This is a genomic window from Devosia sp., assembly GCF_041917035.1.
In the GTDB taxonomy this organism is placed as follows: Bacteria; Pseudomonadota; Alphaproteobacteria; order Rhizobiales; family Devosiaceae; genus Devosia_A.
The window spans coordinates 1-6,424 of sequence record NZ_JAYRYM010000213.1 but is presented as its reverse complement, the minus strand read 5'-3'; the positions used below and the strand labels follow the sequence as shown (position 1 = coordinate 6,424).

At 66.2% G+C, this 6,424-nt stretch carries 5 protein-coding genes; all 5 read right to left on the bottom strand.

The window, feature by feature from the left end:
* Positions 1 to 459 (bottom strand): transcriptional activator RfaH (locus ACE3TU_RS17370; RefSeq protein ID WP_374626472.1); only part of this gene is annotated, 459 nt, incomplete at its 3' end.
* 229 nt (positions 460 to 688) lie between these two features.
* Complete coding sequence (locus ACE3TU_RS17365; RefSeq protein WP_374626470.1) at positions 689 to 1,963, bottom strand: sugar transferase; 1,275 nt, start codon at positions 1,961 to 1,963, stop codon at positions 689 to 691.
* 266 nt (positions 1,964 to 2,229) lie between these two features.
* Positions 2,230 to 3,429 carry an O-antigen ligase family protein gene (locus ACE3TU_RS17360; protein ID WP_374626468.1) on the bottom strand — a complete coding sequence of 400 codons (1,200 nt, stop codon included), beginning with the start codon at positions 3,427 to 3,429 and terminating at the stop codon, positions 2,230 to 2,232.
* 59 nt (positions 3,430 to 3,488) lie between these two features.
* Positions 3,489 to 4,649: a hypothetical protein gene (locus ACE3TU_RS17355; protein WP_374626466.1), complete on the bottom strand. Its 1,161-nt coding sequence runs from the start codon at positions 4,647 to 4,649 to the stop codon at positions 3,489 to 3,491.
* The coding region (locus ACE3TU_RS17350; protein ID WP_374626464.1) for a GumC family protein at positions 4,636 to 6,424 on the bottom strand (1,789 nt) is incomplete at its 5' end. The genes ACE3TU_RS17350 and ACE3TU_RS17355, both read right to left, overlap by 14 nt.

Below are 6,424 nucleotides of genomic sequence, written 5' to 3'. Positions count from 1 at the left end.
CGGACCTTGAAGCAGTTCGATCAGGACGGCAACCCGGGCGCCGTTGTCGAGCCGCTCGAGCCGCCCCCGCAACCCGGCCAGCGGCCCCGCCACGATCTCGATGGCGCCGCCCGGCGGGATCTCTGCCTCCCCCTCCCCCCGGAGCGCCGCAATCACCTGGTCGGGCACCGGGGCCGGTCGGTCGCCGGCCATCAGAAGCCGCCGGACACCGCGCGTTCCGTTGACGGAGCGCCAGCGCATTTGGCCGAGATCGAGGCACACGAACAGGTACCCCGGAAACAGCGGCACCGCTTTGGTCCGGAACTGCCGGGCGTGACGCACGGTGCGGACCAGGGTCGGGGCATAGACCTGGAACCCCTGCCGTTCGAGCTGGTCGCGCGCCAGGGCGTCCGCGTGAGGCTGCAGCGCCACGGCATACCAGCGCTGGCCGCCCGTTGCGGGGGCGGATCCGGTCGACACGATCACGGCCCTGGACCCGCCCCGTACATCAGAGTCATCCAGATGGGGCTGGCCAGGCGCCATGAGAGCTCGCCCCGGCCATGAGGCCGCACGGTGCACGTCTGTGGGTTGCACGGCGGACCTACCGAGGTCGACGGGAGTCGATGCCGCCCGCCAGGGGGCCATCCCGGGATGAACGCCCCCTCGCCGACGACAGTCCCCCGCCCGCCGGGATCGATCTCTGCACGCCTCACTTCGCTCCGAACCCCGTGGCCAGGGTCCTCAAGGTGCGCAGCAGGATCAGGGCGTCGAGCCAGGGCGAGAAGTTCTTGATGTAGTAGAAGTCGTAGTGGAGCTTTTCGAGCACGTCGTCGACCTGATGGACGTGCCCCTGGTTGACCTGGGCCCAGCCGGAAATCCCCGGCCTCACAATATGGCGGTACCGGTAGTAGGGCAGTTCCTTCTCATACCAGGCCGAGAGCGGTTCTGCCTCCGGCCGCGGCCCGATCCAGCTCATCTCGCCGCGCAGGATGTTGATCAACTGCGGCAACTCGTCGATGCGCGTGCGGCGGAGCAGCCGGCCGGCCCGCGTGATGCGGGGGTCGCCATGCTCGGTCATGGCGGCCGTCCTCGCGTCACCCGCAAGCTCCGCGTCAACCACCATGGTCCTGAACTTGAAGACGGTGAAGGGCTTGCCGCGGAAACCGATGCGCGTCTGCCGGAACAGCGCCGGCCCCGGACTGTCGAGGCGGATCCAGAGCCCGATGGGGAGCAGGGCGGGCGCGAGCAGGATCAGGGCCGCCAGCGCACCGATCCAGTCGATGCCCTGCTTGATCTTGACGTAAAGAGCGTCGGGGTTGAGCGAACCCAGGGTGTTCTCCGACAGGTGCTCGATCTCGAGACGCCCGGTGAGCGCCTCCTGCACCTGCTTGACGGAGAAGACGCGCACGCCGGACAGGGCGCAGTCGGCAATGAAGCGCTCCCACTCGTCCGGCAGGTCCGCCGTGAGATCGGCAACGACCCCGCTCAACCGGGTGGCCGGCAGTTGCGGGCGCTCCAGCGGCTTCCAGACGGCGTCCGGGACGCTGGTTATCCTCTCCGCCCTCCCCCCTGGGACGACGGCGAAGACTGGGACGCGGTGCCGCCCTGCCACCGATTGGGTGATGAAGATCCACAGGATGGCGAGCACGAAGCTCGATGGAAACAGGTAGCGGTTGTACTCGACGCGGCCGAACAGCATCGCCACCAGCACGACGGCGAAGCTCGCCAGCATCACCGGGACGAGGTAGTAGCTCTCGCGGGCGCCCGGCAGAGCGCCGATCTGGCGTAGACCCAGCAGCCCCAGCAGAATGGCGAGGCTGGAGGCAATGGTGGTGTTGAGCTGCACGGGCAGCAGCCAGCCGTCGACCTCCCCCCCCCAGCGCAGGCTCACGGGCAGCACGATGCCGACGAGAAGCGCGCCGAGGTACTGATAGCGAAGCGCCCCCAGATGGCTGACCCAACTGCCCCTGGTGGCTGAACTCAACACAAGCGGCGCACCGTCCACGTCCCGACACTTCCCATATCCAGCTGGCCGGAAACCGCGGGTGCGCGGCAATCAGCCAGGGTATCGTGCGTCTCCGGCGACCGTCCCGCGAGTGACCGCAGCCGTGCAACGAGAGTCCAGTAAGTCGGGCAACAACAGCATTTGTGTGGCGGACCGACCATGGATCACTGATCCATATGCGATTAAAAGCACATGGGGCAGCGCAGATCAACCGCACAATCCGAATAGTCCGGGCCCCGGCCTCGTTACGACAATTGTCGGGACGGCTGTGCTGAAGTGTTTTGTTCCGATTGATGACAAAATACGATTGCGCTGAGTACCACAAAGACCAGCGCCAGTGCCGGTGTGCGCAGCGGGTAGTCGACAAAACTGTGCGCCAGCATGAAGAGCAGGCCGCAGAAGGCGGCCCAGCGCAGCGATGTCCTAGGGCGGTACCACATGGCCCAGCCGATCAGCAGAACACCGGCCGCCATCAGCAGGGCGGCGGGCATGCCGCCCTCGAGCAGCAGCTCGAGATACTCGTTGTGGGCGTGGTTGATGAAGGCGTAGCGAACGTCTGCCGCCGCCTCGAAGCGCGGGTAGACCAGTTCAAAGCTTCCTGCGCCCGAGCCGAATGGCAGGTAGGCCGGGATCGCCGAGGCCGTGGTCCTCCAGATGGCCAGCCGATCGAGCGGGTCGCCAGCCCGGAACTCCAGCACGTTGCCGGGGTTGAACGAGAGAACCACCGCCCCCGCTACCGCGGCACAAAGGAGGGCGATACGCCAGTGCATCCGCAGCGGGACGACCAGCGCGTAGGACACCAGCGCCGCGCCGATCGACAGCACGGCGCCGGCGAGTGAGCGCGTCGCGAAGCTGGCGAGGACGATGATGGCCACCGCAACGAGCGACAACATCGGACGCTTGATCGCCACGAACTGGTAGATCACCAGGGGAATGCCCACGAACATCAACGTGGCGAAGTGGTTCTGGTTGGCAAAGAAGCCGGCGGCCGTTTCGTAGGGCAGATAGCCCGGACTTATGCCGGTCCGCGCAGCGAACTGCACCAGCCCGAAGACCACGTTGAACAGCAGGCCCAGATACAGAAAGGGCAGCAGGCGGTTGAAGTCATTGACCGTGAACCGCCCCAGCACGACGAACATCATGGCGAGAGGCAACACGAACAGCAGCGCCTCGGCGCTTCGCCACCAATCGACCGTCAGGGCAAATGGGGCCGGCAGCGAGACACCGGGCTCGACGGTCCCGACGGAGCCGAGCAGCCAGCCGAGTGGCAGCAATTGGGCAACAAGCAGGACCAGTATGGCGATCGGCAGCCAGTTGACGACGGGCCAATAGCCGCCCGGTCGCCGCCAGTCGACGAGAGCCGGGGCCAAGGCGAGCGTGACGATTTGCACGACCCAATTGCTGGCAACACCGCGCACCGAGCTGCCGCCGATCAGCAGTGCCACGATCAGCAGCAGGCCAACTGCGGCCGGTCGCAGGTCAAGTTCGCCGGGCGCTGCCCGCCCTAGAGCCGAGTGATGACGATGGCGGTGAATCGCGCCTCTCCCTGGTAGCGATCTCGCCAGCTGTCGGTGAGCACCTCGGTGTCGAGGCTCAGGTTCTGCACGGCGCACCCGGTCGCCGGCACGTCGAACTCGACCTCGAGGCGAGCTGAGGCGGCGGTACCTTGCGGCACATCGAGCCGGGTCAGTTGCTGTCCTCCGCCGCAGCGCAGGCGCCAGAACAGCCCCTTCGGCGCATCAATCGACTGGCTCGACGCCTCGAGCCCCAGCCTGTAACGCCCGAACGGCAGCAGCAGGTTCTGGCTCACCATGCCAGGGCGCGCCGGTGAATCGAGGAACCGTACGCTGAGGCCATTGCCCCCTGCCCCGCCCCCCGGCCCGAGGCTGATATCGGTCGCCCCTGTGCGATTCACGCGCCAGCCGAAAAAGCTTCGGCTCGGCGGCCGCGTGAACCCGCCATCAAAGACATAGGCCGCCAGTTCTTTCTCCTCGGCGCGCAGGCTGGAGAGAAACAGGCCATAGGCATCGCCGTAGGCCTTGGCGGAGGCAAGTGCCCCGATCACCGTATCTCGATCGGTTCCCCAGCCCGGAGCGGCTCGGACGAAGTCCGGTGCGGCCGCGATCAGATCGCGCACAAAGCCCAGTGCCGACGGGACCTTGCTCAGCAACGCGATTGCCCGCGCCCGCCAGGGCGGCAAGGTGTCGAGCTTTCGGGCGAGCACGGGGGATGAAGCGGCGTCGCCGGAGGCGGAAACGAAGATCGCCTCGACCTGCTGCCAGTAGTCCGGCCAGCGGCGCAGAATCAGATCGATGGTGTCGAGGGCGCCGGCCACGTCGGACCGGGCGAGGTGAAGCTGGGCGATTCTCAGCAGTGCATGCAACTCGGTCTTGGAGTGGCTCAACGCAAGCCGATAGAGCGCTTCGGCGGCGGCCGGGTTGTCGGCCCGCTCCTGCACCGCGCCGAGCAGGCTGAAGCCGCGAGCATCTGCACGCGACAGCCGGACGGCGTCCTCAGCAAGTGCCGACAGCGCATCCAGATCCGGCGAGCCCACCGCATTCAGCGCAGCCGTCACGACGTTGACACGCGCCTCCATGTTGAGCGGATTAAGGGCCAGCGCGAAACCGGGGTCAATGGCCTCGCTGGTCCGGCTAGCCGCGTTCAAACAGAGGGCGCAGATGCCGATGGTAGAGGCTAACCAGAGCATTGCGGCTCCGGCTCGGACGCGAAGGGGCCGCGGCGGGGCCGCCCTCTTCGATGGCCAGTTGCGCTTCGGCGCCATATGCATAGTAGCCTTCATACATGTAGCGGTAGGAATAGCTGTACTCGATCCGCTCGACATCCAGCTTGCCCAGCATGGCGCCGACGATGTTGCCGCCGGTGGATGCAAGCCGCTTCAGTGCAGCGCGGGCGGACTTGCGTGCAGTCTGGTGGGCCGCAACTACCAGCATCGTTGCCTCCGCGAGGCGTGACAGGATCAGCGCGTCCGACAATCCGATCACCGGCGGGCCGTCGAGGATCACCATATCATAGCCCTTCATGCAGCCGCGCAGCACCGCGCCCATGCGCGCGGAGGACAGCAGGTCTGCCGGGTTCGGCACCATCGGACCGGTCGCCAGAAAGACGAGGCTCGGATGCTGGGCGGATCGGTGAAACAGCCGCGGGACCTCCGCCTGCTCGACCGTGTTGGTGAGTAGGTTGCTGAGCCCCATCGCATTGTCGACCTTGAACATGCGGTGCAGGCTCGGCCGGCGGAGGTCGCAGTCGATCAGCAGCACCTTGTTGCCGATCGCGGCGAACTCCTCGGCCAGCTTGAAAGCGGTGGTCGACTTCGACTCGCCCGGCTCGGAACTGGTGACGAGCAGTGTCTGCGGGGCGCCGTCGGTTCCCGAGAACTGCAGGGAGGTGCGCAACGAACGATAGGCCTCGGAAATGGCCGAGCGGGGGTCGGCCAGCCCTTCGGCGAGCTTCTCACCCTCCGCCTTGGGGATGATGCCGAGTACCGGCAACTTCAGTTCCGACTCGATCTGGTCCGGTACGCTGAACTTGTTGTTGAGCAACTCGAGGACATAGATCGTCGCCGCGCTGCCGGCGGCAGCGGCAGCAAGGAACAACAGCAGGTTGCGCAGCAGGCTGGGCTCGAACGGGGACTTCGGAACGACAGCGAAATCGACGACATCGACGTTGGCCCGGCGCAGATCCCCGACGACGCCAAGTTCGTTGCGCTTGTCGATCAGGCTCTGGTACTGCGCCCGGTACGATTCCACGTCCCGCTTCAGGATGGTGTACTGGATGTTCTTGTCGCGGAAGGCGACCTGCTCGGCATCCAGTTCGCCGAGCTTGTTCAGCAGGTCCCTCTCTTCCTGGATCGACGTCTCGTAGGCAAGCCGGATCGAGTTGGCGATGACGTCCACCTCGCCCTGCAGTTGCCGCTCGAATTCGGCGATCTGCGCAGCGAGCCGCTGCATGTCGGGAAACTCGGGTTTAAACGTGCCCCGCTTCTGCTGGTATTCTGCCCGCAGGTTGGCCAGCTTCTCTCGTGTGGCCTGAATCGCCTCGCTGTCGAGCACCTGCTTCAGTTCGGCGGCCTTGCCTGCCTCGATCTGAGCCACGAGCCGCTCGTTCTCCAGCCGGGACTGCACCGCGGTGGCCATGGCGTTGTTGATCGCGGTGATGCTGGCGGCAATCAGCGACCCATCCTCGCCGGCGGCGCCGAGTTGCTGCTCCTTGGAATAGGCGACCAGCTTTGCTTCGGCCGCCTCCAGCTTGGCCTTGGTATCGGCAACCTGCTCGTTGATGAACTGCTGCGCCAATTCCGAGGTCTCGATCGAGCGATCGACCTGCTGATCCATGTAGCTGCGGACGACCTGGTTGGCGACGGTACTGGCCTGCTGCGGATCGTTGTCGGCGAAGCGCACCTCGAGCAGGCTGGTGCCGCGC